The organism is Streptomyces sp. NBC_00510 (assembly GCA_036013505.1).
GTDB lineage: Bacteria > Actinomycetota > Actinomycetes > Streptomycetales > Streptomycetaceae > Actinacidiphila.
This window is the reverse complement of record CP107851.1, coordinates 2,601,866-2,621,513: the sequence shown is the minus strand read 5'-3', so window position 1 is coordinate 2,621,513 and position 19,648 is coordinate 2,601,866. Positions and strand designations below refer to the sequence as shown.

Annotated in this window: 16 protein-coding genes; 11 read left to right on the top strand and 5 right to left on the bottom strand. The window is 70.5% G+C overall.

Going from position 1 to position 19,648, the window contains the following annotated elements; all coding sequences use genetic code 11:
- Entirely contained in the window at positions 1-1,419 is a 1,419-nt protein-coding gene (locus OG937_11480; GenBank protein WUD72254.1) for an FAD-binding oxidoreductase, read from the top strand.
- Between the two features lie 84 nt (positions 1,420-1,503).
- Here the strand turns inward: OG937_11480 and OG937_11475 are convergent, their stop codons facing one another.
- Positions 1,504-2,904 (bottom strand): Xaa-Pro peptidase family protein, encoded by a 1,401-nt coding sequence (locus OG937_11475; GenBank protein ID WUD72253.1) that lies wholly within the window; start codon positions 2,902-2,904, stop codon positions 1,504-1,506.
- A gap of 277 nt (positions 2,905-3,181) precedes the next feature.
- Between OG937_11475 and OG937_11470 the strand changes: the two genes are divergently transcribed.
- From OG937_11470 to OG937_11455, 4 genes are all read left to right on the top strand, one after another.
- Positions 3,182-3,991 carry an SDR family oxidoreductase gene (locus OG937_11470; GenBank protein WUD72252.1) on the top strand — a complete coding sequence of 270 codons (810 nt, stop codon included), beginning with the start codon at positions 3,182-3,184 and terminating at the stop codon, positions 3,989-3,991.
- Between the two features lie 117 nt (positions 3,992-4,108).
- Entirely contained in the window at positions 4,109-5,662 is a 1,554-nt protein-coding gene (locus OG937_11465) for a Re/Si-specific NAD(P)(+) transhydrogenase subunit alpha (GenBank protein ID WUD72251.1), read from the top strand.
- A 24-nt stretch (positions 5,663-5,686) separates the two neighbouring features.
- Positions 5,687-7,114, top strand: coding sequence for a Re/Si-specific NAD(P)(+) transhydrogenase subunit beta (gene pntB, locus OG937_11460; protein ID WUD78713.1), 1,428 nt, complete (start codon positions 5,687-5,689; stop codon positions 7,112-7,114).
- A 33-nt stretch (positions 7,115-7,147) separates the two neighbouring features.
- Complete coding sequence (locus OG937_11455) at positions 7,148-8,212, top strand: hypothetical protein (GenBank protein WUD72250.1); 1,065 nt, start codon at positions 7,148-7,150, stop codon at positions 8,210-8,212.
- 63 nt (positions 8,213-8,275) lie between these two features.
- On the opposite strand, the gene OG937_11450 is transcribed toward OG937_11455, so the two are convergent.
- From OG937_11450 to OG937_11440, 3 genes are all read right to left on the bottom strand, one after another.
- On the bottom strand, positions 8,276-9,652 hold the full coding sequence (locus OG937_11450) for an NADP-dependent succinic semialdehyde dehydrogenase (protein WUD72249.1): 1,377 nt from the start codon (positions 9,650-9,652) through the stop codon (positions 8,276-8,278).
- A gap of 234 nt (positions 9,653-9,886) precedes the next feature.
- The gene (locus tag OG937_11445; protein ID WUD72248.1) at positions 9,887-10,570 is read right to left on the bottom strand and encodes a GntR family transcriptional regulator; all 684 of its coding nucleotides are present in this window, start codon (positions 10,568-10,570) and stop codon (positions 9,887-9,889) included.
- Positions 10,567-11,079 (bottom strand): VOC family protein, encoded by a 513-nt coding sequence (locus OG937_11440; protein ID WUD72247.1) that lies wholly within the window; start codon positions 11,077-11,079, stop codon positions 10,567-10,569. Before OG937_11440 ends, OG937_11445 begins: the two co-directional genes overlap by 4 nt.
- A gap of 133 nt (positions 11,080-11,212) precedes the next feature.
- Between OG937_11440 and OG937_11435 the strand changes: the two genes are divergently transcribed.
- From OG937_11435 to OG937_11420, 4 genes are read left to right on the top strand one after another with little or no spacing between them, the layout of a single operon-like run.
- Complete coding sequence (locus tag OG937_11435) at positions 11,213-13,402, top strand: thiamine pyrophosphate-dependent enzyme (GenBank protein ID WUD72246.1); 2,190 nt, start codon at positions 11,213-11,215, stop codon at positions 13,400-13,402.
- Positions 13,395-14,654, top strand: coding sequence for a 2-oxo acid dehydrogenase subunit E2 (locus OG937_11430; GenBank protein ID WUD72245.1), 1,260 nt, complete (start codon positions 13,395-13,397; stop codon positions 14,652-14,654). The genes OG937_11435 and OG937_11430 overlap by 8 nt, the downstream gene beginning before the upstream one ends.
- A gap of 34 nt (positions 14,655-14,688) precedes the next feature.
- Positions 14,689-16,068: a dihydrolipoyl dehydrogenase gene (lpdA, locus tag OG937_11425; GenBank protein WUD72244.1), complete on the top strand. Its 1,380-nt coding sequence runs from the start codon at positions 14,689-14,691 to the stop codon at positions 16,066-16,068.
- Between the two features lie 29 nt (positions 16,069-16,097).
- On the top strand, positions 16,098-16,598 hold the full coding sequence (locus OG937_11420) for a hypothetical protein (GenBank protein ID WUD72243.1): 501 nt from the start codon (positions 16,098-16,100) through the stop codon (positions 16,596-16,598).
- Positions 16,599-16,628: 30 nt separating this feature from the next.
- Here the strand turns inward: OG937_11420 and OG937_11415 are convergent, their stop codons facing one another.
- On the bottom strand, positions 16,629-17,231 hold the full coding sequence (locus tag OG937_11415) for a TetR/AcrR family transcriptional regulator (protein WUD72242.1): 603 nt from the start codon (positions 17,229-17,231) through the stop codon (positions 16,629-16,631).
- A 215-nt stretch (positions 17,232-17,446) separates the two neighbouring features.
- Here OG937_11415 and frc point away from each other — a divergent pair, with 215 nt between their 5' ends.
- Both frc and OG937_11405 read left to right on the top strand, forming a co-directional pair.
- Positions 17,447-18,676 (top strand): formyl-CoA transferase, encoded by a 1,230-nt coding sequence (gene frc, locus OG937_11410; protein WUD72241.1) that lies wholly within the window; start codon positions 17,447-17,449, stop codon positions 18,674-18,676.
- A 290-nt stretch (positions 18,677-18,966) separates the two neighbouring features.
- Positions 18,967-19,518, top strand: a complete 552-nt coding sequence (locus tag OG937_11405; GenBank protein WUD72240.1) for a carbonic anhydrase — start codon at positions 18,967-18,969, stop codon at positions 19,516-19,518.
- Positions 19,519-19,648: the final 130 nt, after the last annotated feature.

Genomic DNA, 19,648 nt, shown 5'->3' with positions numbered 1-19,648 from the left:
ATGAGCGTGTCGACACAACCCCGCTCCCACTCCGACTTCCCCACCGGCTTCCGCGGCACGGTGCTGCGCCCCGCCGACGACCGGTACGACACGGCGCGTGCGCTCTACCAGGGCCGTGCCGCCGACGAAGGCCCGGCGCTGATCGCACAGTGTGCCGACGAGGAGGATGTCGCGACCGTCCTGCGCTACGCCTCCGCACGCGCCATTCCCGTGGCCGTGCGCAGCGGCGGGCACGGTTCCGACGGCTACGCGATGCCCGGCGGTGCGTTGGTCGTCGACCTCTCGGCGATGCGGGCGGTCACCGTCGACCCGCAGACCCGGGTGGTACGGGCCCAGCCGGGCGTCACACTCGGCGAGATGGACGCCGCCGCACAGCGTCACGGCCTGGCCGTGCCGGCGGGGACGGTCAGCAGCACCGGCGTCGCCGGGCTGACCCTGGGCGGCGGCATCGGTTACCTGATGCGCCGCCACGGCGCCACCGTCGACAATCTGCTGGGCTGCGACGTGATCACCGTGGACGGCCGCAAGGTCCGCGCCGACGATACCGAGAACACCGAGCTTTTCTGGGCGCTGCGCGGCGGGGGCGGCAACTTCGGGGTCGTCACCTCGCTCGAGTACCGCGCGCACCCGATCGGTCCCGAGGTCGTCGCGGGACAGCTGATCTTCCCCTTCGACCAGGCCGCCGACGTCCTCGGAAAGCTCCCGGCCCAGCTGGCCACGGCCCCGCGGGAGCTGGGACTGCTGGTCGCGATCGCCCCGGCGCCCCCTGCGCCGATGCTGCCCGAGGAGGTGCACGGGAAGCCGGTGCTGATCCTCGTCGTGGTCCACACCGGGGAACCCGCCGCGGCCCCCGAGGTCGTCGAGCCGCTCGCGGCGCTCGGCCGGCCGCTGGCCGACCTCGTCGGGCAGACGACGTGGGTCCGGGCCAACAGCATGCTCGACGCGGTCGCCCCCTACGGCATGCGCATGAACCTGCGGGGTGGGTATCTGCCGGCGCTGTCCGCCGACGCCGTCGACGTACTGCTGGAGCACGTCGCCACCGTGCCGTCGAAGCCCGGCGACATCTACTCGCTCAACCTCTCGTTCATGGGCGGCGCGATATCCGAGGACCGCGACGAGGACGCCACGGCCTTCTCCCGCGAGGGTGCCGCCTGGCTGTGGGAGGCCATCTGCAAGTGGGACGTACCCGAGCGTGACGCGGAGTACGACGACTGGGCGACGGCCCTCACCGAGGCGATGCGGCCGCACGCGCTGACGAACGGCTACGCCAACCTCAGCGACGACCTCGGCGAACAGTGGCGGCGCGGGGTGCACGGCAGCGAGGCCAAGCACCGGCGGCTGCGTGCGGTCAAGGCCGCCTGGGACCCGCACAACCTGCTCCGGTTCAACAAGAACATCGCCCCTGCGACCACCCGCTGACCGCACGGCGGCCGGCGCCTTCCACCGCCCAGGGGGGAGGGGAAGGCGCCGGCCGCTGTGTGAGGTCCTGGACGGCCCTCGCGGTCACAGACCGGCGGCGTCGTCCCGGTGCTTGGTCCGGGTCCCCGCGAACGTGTTCAGGTGCGACTGGGAGTCGCGCTCGGCCGGCAGCGGTCCCGAGACGGTGAAGTAGCGCCGGCCGGTGACGAGAAGCTCCTCCGCGGGGAACTTGGTGATGACCTCGCAGCCGTCCGCGGTCACCACGAGCTCCTCCTCGATCCGGGCCGCGCCCCAGCCGTCCTTCGACGGCCAGTAGGTCTCGAGCGCGAACACCATGCCCTCCTGGAGCACCTCGGGATGCTCCAGGGACACCAGCCGGGAGAACACCGGCTTCTCCCAGATCGACAGCCCGACGCCGTGGCCGTACTGCAGCGCGAAGGCCGCCTCCTCGTCCGCGAACCCGAACTCCTGCGCCGTCGGCCACACCGACACGACGTCGGCCGTCGTGGCCCCGGGCCGGACGAGACTGATCGCCTCGTCCATGTACTCGCGGCACCGCGTGTAGGCGTCGCGCTGGGCGGACGAGGCACTGCCGACGGCGAACGTGCGGTAGTAGCAGGTGCGGTAACCGTTGTAGCTGTGCAGGATGTCGAAGAAGGCCGGGTCACCGGGCCGCACGATGCGGTCCGAGAAGACGTGGGGGTGCGGCGCGCACCGCTCCCCGGAGATCGCGTTGACGCCCTCGACGAACTCCGAGCCGAGGTCGTAGAGGGTCTTCGCCACCACGCCCACGCACTCGTTCTCGCGCACACCCGGCCGGAGGAACTCGTAGAGGTTCTCGTAGGCGGCGTCGACCATCGAGCAGGCGTGCGTGAGCAGATGGATCTCGTCGCGGGTCTTGATGCGCCGGGCCTCCATGAACACCTGCTGGCCGTCCACCACCGTCACGCCCGCGTTCTGCAGGGCCGCCAGTACCGGGAGCTCGATGACGTCGACGCCGAGCGGCTCGTCCAGCAGCCCGTAGAGCTCGAGCTCGTGCTTGATCTTCCGGGCGACGGAGTCGGCCATCCCGACCAGCGGGTTGATGGCGCCGCGCAGCGTCGAGATGCCGGCGCGGGCGCCGCTGGGGTTGCGGGCGTCGGCTCCGTGGTGGGCTCCGTGCGGATCGCCGTCGGCCTGGGCGTTCGAGTAGTCCAGCCACGGGTTGTACAGCTGGTGGTGCCTGGCGGCCGAACCGAAGTCCCAGACGATCGGCTCCCCTCCCCTGACCAGCAGGGAGAACCGGATCATCTTGTCGATGCCCCACGTGCCGATGTGGGTCGAGGTCATGTACCGGATGTTGGCGAAGTCGAAGGCCAGGACGGCTCCGAGGTCGGACTGCTCCAACGAGGCGCGCAGACGCGCCAGCCGCTCGTCGCGGAGCCTGTTCATGTCGATACGGGTTTCCCAGTCGACCGCGTTCGGTCCAAACGTCGGAATCGCCATCACAAGTCCTTTGCCATGCGGAAGTCGCGGGTAGGGGAGACACATGCGCACCACCGGTGACGGTCTGGTGCGCGCACCCGTGGGGGACCTGGCGGTCCCTCGCCTCGGAGCAGGCTGCGCACGGCTCAGTGTGCGCCGCGCGCCGTTACCCCGCCGGTAGGTGTGAGCCGGCCTGTCGGTCCGCCTGTGAACCGAGCGTTAGCGCTGCTTGCTGTGGCCTTCGAGCGTCGGATCCACTCTCGGCAGAAGGATCAGCCGCTGACTGGAGGAACCGAACATGGCCGCAGGTTGGAACTTGGAGGGCCGGACGGCTTTCGTGACCGGTGGTAGCCGGGGCTTGGGCTTCGCCATCGCGCAGGCGCTGCTCGAGCGCGGCGCCAAGGTCGCGATCGCGGCCAGGGACGAAGCGGCCGTCAAGGCCGCGGCCGGTCGTCTCACCGCCGATGGGCGCGCGGAGGACGTGCTCCCCGTCGTCGCGGACGTCACCGACGCGGAGTCCGTCGACAACGCGCTGGCGGAGGTGCACGCGTGGCAGGGCAGCCTTGACATCGTCGTGAACAACGCGGGTCCGCAGCTCGCGCCCTCCCCCCTGGAGCAGGCCGACGAGAACGTCGTCGCGTCCGCCTTCGACACGAAGCTGATCGGGTTCCTCCGCGTCGCGCAGGCCGCCCTCCCGTTCCTGAGCCGGACCGGCAGCGGCAGCATCATCAACGTCGTCGGCGCGACCGCGCACGCGGTGATCCCGAACACCGGTCCCACGGCCATCGTGAACGCGGGCGTGGTCGCGCTCACGAGCTACCTGGCGACCGAGGCGGCGGCCGGCAACATCCGGGTCAACGCCATCTCCCCGGGGATGACGAAGACCGAGGGCTGGCTCACCAAGACCGAGGCCATGGCCAAGCAGCAGGGCAAGAGCGCCGAAGAGGTCCGGGCCGGCATGGTCAAGGGGCTCGGGATCCGCCTCGACCGCTGGGCCGAGCCTGCCGAGATCGGCGCCGCGGCGGCGTTCCTGGCGTCCGACGACGCCTCCTACATGACCGGTCAGGTGCTGCGCGTCGACGGCGGGTTGTCGAAGCCCGTCGCCTGATCGCGGGTCCCCGGGCCGACGCCATCCAAGACCGCCACCGGTCTTGGATGGCGTTCCTGGTCGGCGTGACGGCTGTCCCCCGAATGCCCTGCACCTTCGACACCTGGAGTTCTGGGAATGCTGATCGGAATCGTGAGCGAAGCCCGCCGTGGCGAGACGCGCGTCGCCGCGACGCCCGCCACGGTGGTCCAGCTGGTCAAGCTGGGGTACGACGTCCTGGTGGAGCCGGGCGCGGGGGCGCTGTCGAGCTTCCCGGACGAGGCCTATGCCGAAGCCGGCGCGAGACTCGGTGACCCGCTGGCGGCGGACGTCGTGCTCGGTGTGAACGCCCTCTCGCCGGAGCAGTTGGACGGGTTGAAGCCGGGAGCGACGGTCGTGGGCATCATGAGCCCGGCGTTCGATCCCGCGCTGGTGGAGGACCTGGCGCGGCGGCCGATCACGGCGCTGGCGATGGACGCGGTGCCCCGTATGTCGCGGGCGCAGTCGCTGGACGTGCTGTCGTCGATGGCGAACATCGCCGGTTACCGGGCGGTGGTGGAGGCCGCGCACGTCTTTGGCCGCTTCTTCACCGGCCAGGTGACGGCCGCCGGCAAGGTGCCGCCCGCGAAGGTGCTGGTCTGCGGTGCGGGGGTGGCGGGTCTGGCCGCGATCGGTGCCGCCGGAAGCCTGGGTGCCGTCGTGTACGCCACCGACCCGCGGCCCGAGGTCGCCGACCAGGTCAGGTCGCTGGGCGGCGCGTACCTCTCGGTCGAGGTCGAGGACGCCGGCGAGGTGGAGGTGTCGGCGACGGGTTACGCCAAGGAGATGTCGCAGGACTACAACACCCGTGCGGCGCGGCTGTACACGGACCGGATCACGGAGATGGACATCGTGATCACGACGGCACTGATCCCGGGGCGTCCGGCGCCGACGCTGATCACCGCGGAGATGGTGGCGTCGATGAGGTCGGGCAGCGTGATCGTGGACCTGGCCGCGGCGAACGGCGGCAACGTCGAGGGCACGGTCAAGGACCGGGCGGTGGTCACGGACAACGGTGTGACGATCATCGGCTACACCGACCTGCCCGGCCGGCTGCCCGCGCAGGCCTCCCAGCTGTACGGCACCAACCTGGTCAACCTGATGAAGCTGATGACCCCGTCCAAGGACGGCCGGCTGGTGCTGGACTTCGACGACGTCGTGCAGCGGTCGATGACCGTGGTGCGCGACGGCGAGCAGACCTGGCCGCCGCCTCCGGTCCAGGTGTCCGCCGCCCCGGACGCCACGGCCGCGCCCCCGGCGGCGAAGCCGGCCGGCTCCCAGGGCAGGCGACCGGTGCCGGCCCGGCGTCGGTTCGCCGTGGTCGGCGTCTGCGCCACGGTGCTGTTCCTGCTCGCCGCCCTGTCACCACCGATGCTGCTGGGGCACCTGACGGTGTTCGCGCTGGCGATCGTGATCGGCTACTACGTGATCGGGCAGGTGCACCACGCCCTGCACACACCGCTGATGAGCGTGACCAACGCGATCTCCGGGATCATCGTGGTCGGCGCCCTGATGCAGATCGGGCACGACGGGCCCCCGAACGGCGGGGGCGTCACCGCGCTCTCGACGATCGCGATCCTGCTGGCCTCCGTCAACATCTTCGGTGGCTTCGCCGTGACCCGCCGGATGCTCTCCATGTTCTCGAGAAGCTGAAGGGGCTCTGCCATGTCTGATCTGATGACCGTCGAGACCGGCGCGGCGGCGGCCTACATCGTCGCGGCCCTGCTCTTCATCCTGGCACTGGCCGGGTTGTCCCACCACGAGTCCGCCAAGGCCGGCAAGACCTTCGGCATCGGCGGCATGGCGGTGGCCCTGGCCGCGACGACCGTGCTGGCGATCGACCACGACATCTCCGGAGCCGGTCTGGCCCTGATGATCGGCGCCGTGGCGGTCGGCGCCGCCGTCGGGCTGTGGCGGGCACGGGTCGTGGAGATGACCGGGATGCCCGAACTGATCGCCCTGCTGCACTCCTTCGTGGGCCTGGCGGCGGTGCTGGTGGGCTGGAACGGCTACCTGCACGTGGAGGCCGCCCTGGACGGCCCGGGCAGTGCCGAGGCCCAGGCACTGAGGGCCCAGGACCTACTCGGGATCCACTCCGCCGAGGTGTTCATCGGCGTCTTCATCGGCGCGGTGACCTTCACCGGCTCGGTCGTGGCGTTCCTCAAGCTCTCGGCGCGGATCAAGTCGGCCCCGCTGATGCTGCCCGGCAAGAACCTCCTCAACCTGGGCGCCCTGGCCGCGTTCGCCGTCCTCACCACGTGGTTTGTGATCGACCCGGCGCTGTGGCTGCTGGTTGCGGTCACGATCGTCGCGCTGGCCCTGGGCTGGCACCTGGTCGCCTCGATCGGCGGCGGTGACATGCCGGTCGTCGTGTCGATGCTGAACTCCTACTCCGGCTGGGCGGCCGCGGCGTCGGGATTCCTGCTGGAGAACGACCTGCTGATCATCACCGGCGCCCTGGTCGGCTCCTCGGGCGCCTACCTGTCCTCCGTCATGTGCAAGGCGATGAACCGGTCCTTCCTGTCGGTGATCGCCGGCGGGTTCGGCATCGAGGCCGGCCCCGCCGACGACAAGGACTACGGGGAGCACCGCGAGATCACCGCCGAGGGCGTCGCCGAGCTCCTGGGATCGGCCGACTCGGTGATCATCACCCCCGGCTACGGCATGGCCGTCGCCCAGGCCCAGTACGGCATCGCCGAGCTGACCCGCAAGCTCAGGGAGCGCGACGTCGACGTGCGCTTCGGCATCCACCCGGTCGCGGGCCGGCTGCCGGGCCACATGAACGTCCTGCTCGCCGAGGCCAAGGTCCCCTACGACATCGTGCTGGAGATGGACGAGATCAACGACGACTTCGACGGCACCGCCGTCGTCCTCGTCATCGGCGCCAACGACACCGTCAACCCCGCGGCCGCCGAGGACCCGGGCTCGCCCATCGCCGGCATGCCCGTCCTGCAGGTCTGGAACGCCGAGAACGTCATCGTCTTCAAACGCTCCATGGCCTCCGGTTACGCCGGGGTCCAGAACCCCCTCTTCTACCGCGACAACTCCGCCATGCTCTTCGGCGACGCCAAGGACCGCGTCGAGGACATCCTCAGGGTCCTGTGACCCGCTGTCGGTGGGGTCCGCTACCGTCGGGCCATGTCGATCACCGCACAACTGCGCGACTCGGTCCGGCTGCCGGGTGGGGGCGCACTCGTCAACGGCTTCGCGTTCGAGAGCCGCGGGGGCGGTGCGTGCCGCGCCCTGCTCGGCAACGGGCGGGAGCTGGAGGTCCACGACCTGGGCGAGGTGTTCGCGGGTGAGCGCGTGCCGGCCGCCGTCTTCCCCCTTCCCTGGCCCGGGTGGGACCGCGGCGTCCACTCGGTGAGTCCCGACGGCACGTTCGCGGTGTTCTCGGGCCAGCGCGCGGTACGGGCGGTGGGCAGCGGCGGCGAGACGCTGTGGGAGTACCGGCACGCCTGCTGGGGGCCCGCGATCGGCCACCCGCACACGGGGGACGAGCAGGAGGTGTGCGCCGGTCACGAGCACGGATCCTGCCGGGTCTCGGACGACGGCCGGCTCGTCTGGGCGCACGTCGTGGTCGAGCCGGCGGAAGGCGGCTGGGAGGAGCGCTGGGTCGTCCTGGACGCCCGGGACGGACGGGAGCTGGCCCGGCTGCCGTTGGGCAGCGCGGCATCCGGTTCGCATCATCTGTCCCACCCGGACGGTGTCCACATGGGCCTGTGCATCGGCATGGGCCAGGACGGCGTCCTGCTGCACTGGGCGCGCCGGGACGGCGGCGAGCTGACCGGCTGGGACCTCAACGAGGGCATGGACCGCATCCTGATGGACGTCCATGCGGGGCATCCGGGCTTCCTGACCGTCGAGCACAGCGGGTGGGACCTGCAACTGCACGCTCTGGACGGCACCGTACTCGCCGAGGTCTCGCCCGATCCGGCCGACGGCGAGGACCCGCCCCGCTGGGACTACGGCTGCGGCTTCGTGGACGCCGACACGGTCATCGCCTCGACGATCGACTCCGCAGAGGATCCGGAACAGGCCCGCCACTGGCTGCTCGACGCGCACAGCCTGGAGATACGCGGGAGGGTCGGGTATCCCACGGGCGACGTCGACAGCTATGTGCGTCCGCTCGGCGACGGGACCTGGCTCACCTATGACGACAAGAGCGGGACGCTGAACCGCTGGGCCAAAATGGCACGTTGAGCACGAGCAGGACGCCCGCCGGTCGGCGGGCGTCCTGCTCGTGCTCTGCGGGAGCGGCTCCCGTCAGCCCTTCCAGACCGTCTTGAGGTTGCAGAACTCCCGGATGCCCTCCGCGGCGAGCTCGCGGCCGATGCCCGAGTCCTTCACGCCGCCGAACGGCAGTTCGGGGTAGGAGACGCTCATGCCGTTGACGAAGACGGCGCCTGCCTCGAGCCGGGGGATCAGGAACCGTTCCTCGTCGGGGTCGGTGGTCCACACCGACGAGCTGAGGCCGAAGGTGGTGTCGTTGGCGAGCGCCGCGGCCTGTGCGATGTCGTCGACCCGGTGGACGACGGCCAGCGGACCGAAGGCCTCCTCCCGGTACACCCGCATCGCGGGGGTGACCTCCTCCAGCACGGTCGGCTCGAAGAACCACCCCTCGGTACCGACCGCGGACCCGCCGCAGCGCAGGACGGCGCCCTGCGAGACGGCGTCGTCGACCAGTTCGGCGAGTTCGCGCCGGCCGGACTCCGTGGCGATCGGCCCGATCTCGGTGTCCTCATCGAGCGGATCGCCGACGGTCAGCGCCTTCGTGCCCGCGACGAAGGCCTCGACGAACTCGTCGTACACCTCGGTGTGGACGATGAACCGCTTGGCCGCGATGCACGACTGGCCGTTGTTCATCGTGCGCGCGGTCACAGCGGTCCGGGCCGCCGCGCGGACGTCGGCGGAGGGCAGCACGATGAACGGGTCTGACCCGCCCAGCTCCAGTACGGCCTTCTTCACCTCCGAGCCCGCGATCGCCGCGATCGACCGCCCGGCTGGCTCGGACCCGGTGAGCGTCACGGCGGCGACGCGCCGGTCGCGGACGACGGCTTCGACGTCGGCTGCACCGATGAGGAGGGCCTGGAACGACCCGCCGGGGAAGCCCGCCCGTTCGAAGAGCATGTCGAGGTACAACGCGGACTGCGGGACGTTCGAGGCGTGCTTGAGCAGGCCCACGTTGCCGGCCATCAGCGCCGGAGCGGCGAAGCGGATCACCTGCCACATCGGGTAGTTCCACGGCATCACGGCGAGGACGACGCCGAGAGGCTCATAGGAGGTGTAGGCGGCCGAGGCCTTGACCGATCGCGGGTCGGCGAGCGGCTGGTCGGCCAGCAGGGTCTCGGCGTTGTCGGCGTAGAACCGCATCGCGTGCGCGCACTTGAGCACTTCCGCGCGGGCCTGCGCGATCGGCTTGCCCATCTCGACGGTGAGCATGGGCGCCGTCCGGTCCGCCTCGGCCTCGACCAGGTCCGCGGCGGCCCGCATCCACCGGGCGCGGGTGTCGAAGCCGGTCGCCCGGAGCGTCGCGGCCGCGGCTTCCGCCCGCGTCAGCCGCTGGTCGACCTGTTCCTCGGTGAGTGGAGCGAACTTTTCGACGAGCTCACCGGTAGCGGGGTTGACGGTGGCGATAGGCACGGCGCTCTCCTCGTGGCGTGGGCATCCATGAGCCTTGATTGGATCCACTGTAGGCTCCACCGGGATGGTGTGCCAAGGGTGTTGTGGCGCGTGCGTCCTTCATCGCCTCAAGTTGGATACATTCAAGCGCGGGTATCGCTGCCGGGACCGGGGGTTCGGAACGCGCGGCCGAGCGTGCTCCGCGCAGGGCGGGACGCCGGTTCGCTCCTCGGGAGCTCCGGTGTCCCGCTCGCGTCAGTGCTTCTCGGTGAAGAGTTCCGGGTGCGCCGTGAGTTGGACCCTCGTGCGACGGATGTGCCCGGTCAGGTACCGCTCGCCGTCCTCGGGATCGCGGCGCCGTACGGCGTCGAGGATCAGCCGGTGCTCGGCGTTGACGATGGTGGCCCGGTCCGGGTCGGCGAGCACCATGAACGCACGGCGGTAGTGCTGGGTGGAGTTCCAGAGCCGCTCGGTGATGGCCAGCAGGTGGTCGCTGGGGCACCCCGCGTAGGTGGTCATGTGGAACTCGCGGTCCAGCAGGAGGAACCGGCTGACGTCGCCCTGGTTCTCGATCTCGTCCTGGAGGCTTTCCAGGCGCTCGATCTGGTGATCGGCGAGATGGGGGAGGGACTCGACCAGGGTCAGTGGCTCGAGGCGCTCGCGCATCCGGTAGTAGGTGTTCACCTCTTGGAGGCTGAGCATCGGCACCCGGGAGCCCCGGTTGGGGAACGACTCGGTGAGGCCGTCGGACTCCAGGATCCGCAGTGCTTCGCGGACCGGGATCCGGCTCGTGCCGAGGCGCGCCGCGATCTCGTCCTGGCGCAACCAGGTGCCGGGCGTCAGATGGCCGGCGAGGATCTCCTCGCGGAGGATGCCCGCGATGTGCTGGCTCCTGACGCTGTCCGACCCGCGCGGATCGCGAGCTTGCGCGGGGGTCAAGAGCGGTCACCTCTGAACTGTGACGGGTCGCGGTCGAAGGCCTTGCCCTCAGGATACGACACCAGCTCGAACTGCATCCCCCACGGCGAGAGGAAGTAGACCCACCGCTGCCCCTGTGATGGCCCGGCGCTGGCGGTCGGGTCGCCGAGCACGGGAACGCCCCTCGCCCTCAGGAACGACACCGCGTCGTCGAGGTCTTCGACGTACAGCGCGACATGGTGGCCGCCGACGTCGCTGTTGCGCGGGACGGCCTTCCGCTGCGCGTCCGCCTGGTACGCGAAGACCTCGAACACCGCCTGCTCGCCGCACCGGTAGAAGCTCAGCCGGCGCATGACCGTGCGCGCGTCCACGTTCAGGTGCTCCGCCATCCAGTCGTCCGTCGCGCTGAACGGGCCGATCGAGTACAGGTACTCGCAGCCGAGGACGTCCACGAGCCATGCGTGCGCCTGGTCCAGGTCCGGCACCGTGAAGCCGATGTGGTCCAGGCGCATGAGGCCGGGCAGAGTCATGATCTTCCTCCTTTGGATCCGAACACTGCCGCAATGGTCCCGTCCGTGCGGCAATCTGTCGAGCAGAACCTTGTCATTGGATCCAACTCTGTGACAGGGTCGATGCACTCCGGTTGATCGAAGGGGGCACCCGATGCCTGCGGAAAACACACTCGAAGCCAACGCCGCGTGGTCGGAGTTCGTCGTCACCCAGGACGACTGGGACGCCGCGGCTCCGGACCTCCTGACGGGCATGTTCAGCCAGCTGGTGCTGATCCGGACCTTCGAGGAGTACGTCCTGGAGCTCGCCGCGGACGGGCTCATCCACGGTCCCGCGCACTCCAGCATCGGCCAGGAGGGCGGGGCGGTCGGCGCGTGCTTCGCCCTGACGTCGCAGGACACCGTGAACGGCTCGCACCGCGGTCATCACCAGTTCCTCGCCAAGGCGCTCGCCCATCTGCATCCGAAGGGCATCGAGCCGACGAAGCCGTTCCCCGAGGACGTGCGGGCCGTGCTCCTGCGCAGTCTGCGCGAGATCTGCGGACTGGACCGCGGCTTCAGCCACGGCCGGGGCGGCAGCATGCACCTGCAGTGGCACGAGGCCGGCGCGATCGGGACGAACGCGATCGTCGGCGGGGGCGTACCGCTCGCGGCCGGTTCCGCCTGGGCGCACAAGGAGGCCGGCACCGACGCGGTGGCCTTCACGTTCTTCGGCGACGGCGCGATCAACATCGGATCCACGCTGGAGACCCTCAACCTCGCGGCGGCGTGGTCACTGCCCCTGTGCTTCTTCGTCGAGAACAACCTGTACGCCGTGTCCACCCACGTATCCGAAGTCACCGCGGAGCCGCGGCTGTCCGGCCGCGGCCCGGGTTTCGGCATCCGGAGCTGGAAGGTCGACGGCATGGATCCGCTGGCCGTGCACCTCGTGACGCAGCAGGCCCTCACGCACATGCGGGGCGGCGACGGCCCGACGATGATCGAGGCCGATGTCTACCGCTACTTCCACCAGAACGGTCCCTTCGCCGGTTCGGCGTTCCGCTACCGGACCAGGGAGGAGGAGGCGCAGTGGCGTGCCCGCGACCCCCTCGACACCATCGTGCGACACCTGGTGCGCCGCAGGATCCTCACCAAGAAGGCGGTCGCCGAGACGATCGAGCGCGCCAAGGGCCTCATGATCGAGCTCGGCGACGTCATCCTCGAACCGCGGCCGGGCGGCAAGCCGGGTGAGCGGCGGATCGTGCCCTCGGAGTGGCCGGACCCGGCGTTCGTCGACGAGGGCGTCCGGGGCGACCTGTCGGAGCTGGCCGGGATCGAGTTCACCGACGCCGGGGACTTCGCCGGCGACCTGACCGACGTCACGTTCATCGGCGCCGTCGCCGGGGTGATGGGGCGCCGGCTGGAGACCGATCCACGCGTCGTGGTGATGGGGGAGGACGTGCACCGCCTCAACGGCGGCACCAACGGCGCCACCCGCGGCCTGAGCGAGGCGTTCCCCGACCGCGTGATCGGGACGCCGATATCGGAGAACGCGTTCGCCGGCCTCGGGGGAGGACTGGCCCTGGACGGCCGGTTCCGCCCGATCGTGGAGTTCATGTACGCCGACTTCATGTGGGTGGCGGCGGACCAGCTGTTCAACCAGATCGGGAAGGCCCGCCACATGTTCGGAGGCGAGGGCAAGGTGCCGTTCGTCCTGCGCAGCAAGGTCGCCACCGGCACCGGCTACGGGTCGCAGCACTCGATGGACCCGGCCGGCATCTTCGCGACGGCGCCGGGCTGGCGCATCGTCGCGCCGTCGACGCCGTTCGACTACGTCGGCCTGATGAACACCGCCCTGGCCTGCGACGACCCAGTCGTGGTCCTCGAACACGTCGATCTGTACAACTCGACCGGTCCGGGACTGCCGGACAACCACGACCACCACCTGCCGGTCGGCAAGGCCGCCGTACGCCGTGAGGGCGCTGCCCTGACCATCCTCACCTATCTCGCGATGACGCCGGCCGTGCTGGAGGCCGTCGAGCGGACGGGAGTGGACGCCGAGGTCGTCGACCTGCGCTGGCTGGACCGGGCCAGCCTGGACTGGGACACGATCACGCGATCGGTGCGGAAGACCAACAACGTGCTCATCGCCGAGCAGGGCGCCCTCGGCACCTCCTACGGCGGCTGGCTCGCGGACGAGATCCATCGACGGCTGTTCGACTGGCTCGACGCCCCGATCGAACGGGTGACGGGCGGCGAGGCGTCGCCGAGCATCAGCAAGGTGCTGGAACGCGCCGCGTTCGCCTCCACGGAGGAAGTCGTCGCCAAGCTCCGCGAGATCACGCGGGGGCAGAACAATGGCTGAGCTGCTGCGCATGCCCGAGATCGCCGCCAACACCGCGGAGGCGATCCTGGAGTGCTGGAACGTCGGTGTGAACACCCCCTATTCGGCGGGCGACTCGATCGTCACGGTGGAGACCGAGAAGGCCGTGGTCGACGTGGAGGCCGAGAGCGACGGCGTCCTCCTGCGCCTCCTGGTGGACGCGGGCACCACGGTGCCGGTGGGTACGCCCATCGCGGTCTGGGGAGCGCCGCACGAGCCGGCGTCCGCGGTCGACGAACTGGTGGCCTCGCTGGGCGGCGGAGAGGCTCCCGTGGCCGCCTCCGCGGCCTCGGCGCCGGCGGGCGCGGTCGCTCCGGCGCCCACCGGGGCGGCACGCGACGGGGGCGAGCGCCTCTTCGCCAGTCCGCTGGCGCGACGTCTCGCACGCGAACTCGGCGTCGATCTGAACGCCGTGACGGGGAGCGGCCCGCGCGGACGCATCCGGCGCACCGACGTCGAGGCGGCCGCCGCCCGGCCGGCCCAGCAGGAGGAGGCGACCGCGTCGGCGAAGACCGGGGCGGAGAACGCGACCCGTCCGGCCCCCGCGGCCGGCGCGCGCTTCGTGGACGTCCCCAACACGCGGATGCGGGCGGCCATCGCCCGCCGGCTGACGGAGAGCAAGCGGAACACGCCGCACTTCTATCTGCGCGGGAGCGCACGCGTCGACGCGCTGCTCGCACTGCGGCAGCAGATCAACGCCGGTCAGGGCGTGCGGGTGTCGGTCAACGACCTGCTCGTCAAGGCGATCGCGTCCGCGCACACGGGCGTTCCCGCGATGAACGTGCAGTGGGACGACACCTCGATCCGGCACTTCTCGGACGTCGACATCGCCGTGGCCGTCGCCACCGACGGCGGTCTGGTCACCCCGGTGGTCCGCGGTGTGCAGTCCCTGTCGATGAGCGGCGTCGCCGCGGCGACGAAGGACGTGATCGCCCGCGCGAAGGAGCGCCAGCTCCGGCAGGACGAACTGGAGGGCGGCACGATCTCGATCACCAACCTCGGCATGTACGGCACCGAGGACTTCGCGGCGATCATCAACCCGCCGCAGGCCGCGATCCTGGCCGTCGGCGCGGTGCGGCAGGAAGCGGTCGTCGAGGACGGTGCGGTCGACGTCGCGTCCGTCCTGCGGCTGACCCTCGCCGTCGACCACAGGGCGGTGGACGGCGCCACCGCGGCCGAGTGGCTGAAGGAGTTCGTGGACGTGCTCGAACACCCGCTCCGGATCCTGCTGTGAACACCGGCGAACGCGAGGAGAAGGAGAACGCGGCATGACGGAGAGCACTTTCGACCTCGTCGTCCTCGGCGGTGGATCGGGAGGTTACGCCACCGCGCTCCGTGGCGCGGAACTGGGATTCAGCGTCGCCCTCGTCGAGGAGGACAAGCTCGGCGGAACGTGCCTGCACAGCGGCTGCATCCCGACCAAGGCCCTGCTGCACGCCGCCGAGGTCGCCGAACTGTCCCGGCACGCCGCGTCGATCGGCGTCCGTGCCTCCTTCGAGGGCATCGACGTCCCCGGCGTGTACGCCTATCGCGACGGCGTCGTGGACCGCCTGTACAAGGGGCTGCAAGGACTCGTCGCGGCCCATGACGTGACTTTGGTCCGGGGACGCGGGCACCTGGTGTCGCCGACGGCCGTGCGGGTCGGTGAGGTCGACTACTGCGCGGCGCACGCCGTGGTCCTGGCCACCGGGTCCGTGGCCCGCAGCCTGCCGGGGCTGGAGTTCGGCGGTCGGATCCTGTCGTCGACGGAGGCGCTCTCCCTGCCGGAGCTTCCGCGCAGCGCCATCATCCTGGGTGGCGGTGTCATCGGTGTCGAGTTCGCGAGCCTGTGGCGCTCGTTCGGCGTCGACGTGACCATCGTCGAGGCGCTCCCGAGCCTGGTCCCGAACGAGGACCGGTCCTGCGGCAAGGCCCTGGAGCGTGCCTTCCGGCGACGTGGGGTCACCGTGCGCACCGGCGTCCGGGTCGCCGCCGTCGAGCAGAGCGCGAGCGGGGTCTTCGTCGGTCTCGAGGCGGGCGAGGCCCTGGAGGCCGAGGTCCTGCTGGTCGCCGTCGGGCGGGGACCCCGCACGGCCGGCATGGGCTTCGAGGACGTCGGAGTGACGCTGGACCGCGGATTCGTCGAGGTCGACGCCGGCCTCCGGACCCGGGTACCCGGTGTCTACGCCGTCGGGGACGTCGTCGAAGGTCTCCAACTCGCGCACCGCGGCTTCCAGCACGGGATCTTCGTCGCGGAGGAGATCGCCGGTCTGGCCCCGGCACCGATCGCCGAAGCACACATCCCCCGCGTCACCTACTGCGACCCGGAGGTCGCGTCGGTCGGCCTGACGCAAGCGCAGGCCGAGGAGGAGCTCGGTGCCGACCGGGTGGAGAGCGTCGAGTACAACCTGGCGGGCAACGGCAAGAGCCAGATCATCGGTACGTCCGGCTTCGTGAAGCTGGTCCGTGAGAAGGACGGCCCGGTGGTAGGGGTCCACATGGTCGGTGCGAGGGTGGGCGAGCTCATCGCGGAGGCACAGCTCGCGGTCGCCTGGGAAGCCCATCCGGGCGACGTCGCCCCCCTCGTCCACGCTCACCCGACCCAGAACGAGGCCCTGGGGGAGGCGTTCCTCGCTCTCGCGGGCAAGCCCTTGCACAGGCACGGATGAAGCCCGGACGCCGGATCCCCCATGCCTCAGTGCCGCCACCGGACGGCGGCAACGGCAGCCGCGGGGCCGGCAACTGGCTGCGCAGCGGGCGCCGCGACCGGCTCCTCTCGTCCCTGCCGTTGCACCTCGAGGAGGCGTTCCTCGTCGGCCATGGCGTCGGCGGACCGGCCGGGGGACTGGTGCGCTTTCGGATACCCGGCGCGGACGAGGCCGGCGGATCGTGGCGCCGGACGGACCTGGGGCGCCAACTCGCGGGTTCCGGTGGGACGCTGCGGCTTGTCCGCCCCTATGACGACACCGGCACCCGCCGGGCCCTCATCGCGATGCTCACGCTCAACGGCATCACCGACGTCGCCGCCCTGGTCCGGCTGGACATCGCCGGGCGGGGCCCGGGCCGTGCCGTGACGGTCGGCGTGGACGTGCGGTTCCTCGCGGGACTGTGGGACCTGGCCCTCCCGGAGCACACGCGGTGCCGGGTGCACCTGGAGGGCCGGGTCCGCGAGATGCCCGGCCGGCCGATGCCGCGTTGAGCGCCCCAGCCCGCCGCGCGCGGTGCGGTGTCAGGACGGTGCCGCATCGGGCCAGAGCGCGCGGAGGGCGTCGGGAACCCCCTCGACGGCCTCGGAGTCACCCATGGCCAGGTGGAGGATGTAGCCGGGCAGGGTGCACAGGAGCGCGGCGCCGATCGCCTCGGGGGAGGCCTCACGCGTCAGGGTGCCGCTCTGCTGGTGTTCCCGGATGACCTCGGTGAGGGCGGAGCGCATCTGGGCCAGCAGGTCGTTGAACTGCTCCGCCAGTGCGGGGTTCCGCAGGGATTCGGACCAGGCCAGCACGGACAGCCCGGCGATGTTCTGCTCGGCGGTCTTGGCCTTCACGATGTCGAAGACATCGGCCATCAGGTCCCCGACGGAGCTGCTGGGACGGTCCTTGGCGACACCGTGGACCATCGCCAGGACGTCACGCATGCTCTCCTCGACGATGGCCGTGATCATCTCGTTCTTGCTGGCGAAGTGCCGGTACACCGCGCCCGCCGAGAGGCCCGACTCCGCGAAGAGGTCCTGCATGGACGTGGAATGGAACCCGTCCCGCAGGAAGCAGCGGCGCGCCGCGTCCAGGATCTGCCGGCGGCGGGCCTCCATGTACTCCTGCGTGACCTTCGGCATGGATTCATCCCTCGATTAAAAAACGAATCTTCGTGTTAATTTAACACGGTGACCGTGGGTCATCCATAGGGATCGCGGGGGAAATCTTTGCCCGCGTTCTCTGGACATCCACCGTGCGGGCCGCAACCATGGTTACTCCATACGGTATGCAATCTGCAGTATGGGATCCCGACGCACCACTCCCGACCCGTCGTTGGACTTGTGAGGTGGCCGTTGTGACCAAGGCACTCGAAGGTGTGCGCGTCCTGGATATGACGCATGTGCAGTCGGGTCCGTCGGCGACGCAGTTGTTGGCGTGGCTGGGTGCGGACGTGGTGAAGCTGGAGGCTCCGGGTGGTGACATCACGCGGCGTCAGTTGCGGGATGTGCCGGGGGTGGACAGTTTGTACTTCACGATGCTGAACGCGAACAAGCGGAGCATCACGCTGAACACCAAGACCCCGCGCGGGCGGGAGATCCTGACCGAGCTGATCGCGCGCAGTGATGTGATGGTGGAGAACTTCGGGCCGGGTGCGGTGGACCGGATGGGGTTCACCTGGGAGCGGATCCAGGAGATCAACCCGCGGATCGTGTACGCCTCCATCAAGGGCTTCGGGGACGGCCCGTACACCGCGTACAAGGCCTACGAGGTGGTCGCGCAGGCGATGGGCGGGTCGATGGCCACGACCGGCTTCGAGGGCGGTCCGCCCATGGCCACCGGCGCCCAGATCGGCGACTCGGGCACCGGGGTGCACGCCGTCGCGGGGATCCTGGCCGCCCTGTACCAGCGCACCCACACCGGCCGCGGACAACGCGTCCAGGTCGCCATGCAGCACGCGGTGCTCAACCTGTGCCGCGTCAAACTCCGCGACCAGCAACGCCTGGCCCACGGACCGCTGGCGGAGTACCCCAACGAGGACTTCACCGACGAAGTCCCGCGTTCGGGCAACGCCTCCGGCGGCGGACAGCCCGGCTGGGCGGTCAAATGCGCCCCCGGCGGCCCCAACGACTACGTCTACGTCATCGTGCAGCCCGTCGGCTGGCAACCCCTGGCCGAACTCATCGGCCACCCCGAACTGGCCACCGACCCCGAATGGGCCACCCCCGAAGCCCGGCTGCCGAAACTCGCCAAAATGTTCCAGCTCATCGAGGAATGGACCACCACCCTGCCCAAATGGCAGGTCCTGGAAGAGCTCAACACCCACAACATCCCGTGCGGGCCCATCCTGTCCACCAAGGAGATCATCGACGACGCCAGCCTCAAGGCCAACGACATCGTCGTCGAAGTCGACCACCCCGAACGCGGCACCTACACCACCGTCGGCAACCCCCTCAAACTCTCCGACTCACCCACCACCATCCACCGCTCACCCCTCCTCGGCGAACACAACCACGACATCTACACCACCGAACTCGGCATCCACGAGGACGAGTTGCCGGGGCTCAAGGCACTGGGAGTGATCTGACATGACCGCGGACCACGCGCGCCGTTCCACCGGCAGTGACACGACCCGGCGGTGCGCCCCGCCGCCGTACGGGCGGCGCCCGGTGTGCGGCTCGCCGGCGCCGGGGACCCCGCCGCCGTACCGGGGCCGGTGCGCCGCACGGTCCGGCCTGCATTGATACACCCCGTCTATCGACCGCCGGACGGACACGGGAGCGGCAGGAGCCGCCGTGGTCCGCCCCGGACCGGCCGCCCGCGTGGATGATCGGAGCACGTGGACGGCCGCACCAGAAAAGGAGCGCACCGGAAGTCATGACGACGTCAACGTACGGTTCCGCACAGCCCGGCGGCAGCGTCCCGGGCGGGGAGACGGTCATCGACCGCCTCGTGGAGTCCAACCGCAAGTACGCCGCCGGGTTCACCGACCCGGGCATGGGCGCCCGGCCCGTGCTCCAGGTGGCCGTGGTGGCCTGCATGGACGCCCGGATCGACCTGCACGCCGCCCTCGGCCTGGAACTGGGCGACTGCCACACCATCCGCAACGCCGGCGGTGTGGTCACCGACGACACCATCCGTTCGCTGACCATCAGCCAGCGCGCCCTGAAGACCCGCAGCGTGATACTGATCCACCACACCGGCTGCGGTCTGCAGACCCTCACCGAGGACTTCCGCCACGAGCTGGAGCTGGAGGTCGGCCAGCGCCCCGCCTGGGCGGTGGAGGCGTTCCAGGACGTCGACCAGGACGTCCGGCAGTCGATGCAGCGGGTGCGTACGTCCCCGTTCCTGCCCCACACCGACGACGTCCGGGGGTTCGTCTTCGACGTCACGACGGGGCTGCTGCGGGAGATCGACCCGCGCCCCTGAACCACCCGGGGCACTCGCGCCCCCACCAGGACCTGCGCGCGGACCGGCGGACGGCAACCTGCCGGGAGACGCGGGACGGCTGCTCCCGGCGGCTGGTCCGCGCGCACGCCGGCGGGGCGGCCGGCCCGCA

Coding starts and splice junctions, on each gene's coding strand:
- OG937_11480 (WUD72254.1), top strand. CDS start 1: ATGAGCGTGTCGACACAACCCCGCTCCCACTCCGACTTCCCCACCGGC.
- OG937_11465 (WUD72251.1), top strand. CDS start 4,109: ATGCTGATCGGAATCGTGAGCGAAGCCCGCCGTGGCGAGACGCGCGTC.
- OG937_11475 (WUD72253.1), bottom strand. CDS start 2,904: ATGGCGATTCCGACGTTTGGACCGAACGCGGTCGACTGGGAAACCCGT.
- OG937_11405 (WUD72240.1), top strand. CDS start 18,967: ATGACGACGTCAACGTACGGTTCCGCACAGCCCGGCGGCAGCGTCCCG.
- lpdA (WUD72244.1), top strand. CDS start 14,689: ATGACGGAGAGCACTTTCGACCTCGTCGTCCTCGGCGGTGGATCGGGA.
- OG937_11435 (WUD72246.1), top strand. CDS start 11,213: ATGCCTGCGGAAAACACACTCGAAGCCAACGCCGCGTGGTCGGAGTTC.
- OG937_11470 (WUD72252.1), top strand. CDS start 3,182: ATGGCCGCAGGTTGGAACTTGGAGGGCCGGACGGCTTTCGTGACCGGT.
- OG937_11440 (WUD72247.1), bottom strand. CDS start 11,079: ATGACTCTGCCCGGCCTCATGCGCCTGGACCACATCGGCTTCACGGTG.
- pntB (WUD78713.1), top strand. CDS start 5,687: ATGACCGTCGAGACCGGCGCGGCGGCGGCCTACATCGTCGCGGCCCTG.
- OG937_11455 (WUD72250.1), top strand. CDS start 7,148: ATGTCGATCACCGCACAACTGCGCGACTCGGTCCGGCTGCCGGGTGGG.
- OG937_11415 (WUD72242.1), bottom strand. CDS start 17,231: ATGCCGAAGGTCACGCAGGAGTACATGGAGGCCCGCCGCCGGCAGATC.
- OG937_11430 (WUD72245.1), top strand. CDS start 13,395: ATGGCTGAGCTGCTGCGCATGCCCGAGATCGCCGCCAACACCGCGGAG.